A 225-nucleotide genomic window follows, 5' to 3' on the forward strand; every position below is an offset into this window, starting at 1 on the left:
TCACTGGCACTTACTGATGCTGAAGTTGATTCACTGGCACTTACTGAAGCGGAAGTTGATTCGCTAGCACTTACTGATGCACTGGTGGATTCACTGGCACTTACTGATGCTGAAGTGGATTCACTTGCGCTTACTGATGCTGAAGTTGATTCACTTGCGCTTACTGAGGCACTAGTTGATTCAGATGCGCTTACCGAAGCACTAGTTGATTCACTGCCACTTACT

Annotated in this window: 1 pseudogene; it reads left to right on the top strand. The window is 46.2% G+C overall.

Annotated elements, in window-relative coordinates:
- Positions 1-225: pseudogene (locus H5R88_RS00690) on the top strand (hypothetical protein); the annotation flags it as partial.

It is taken from the genome of Limosilactobacillus agrestis (assembly GCF_014145585.1).
Taxonomy (GTDB): Bacteria; Bacillota; Bacilli; order Lactobacillales; family Lactobacillaceae; genus Limosilactobacillus; species Limosilactobacillus agrestis.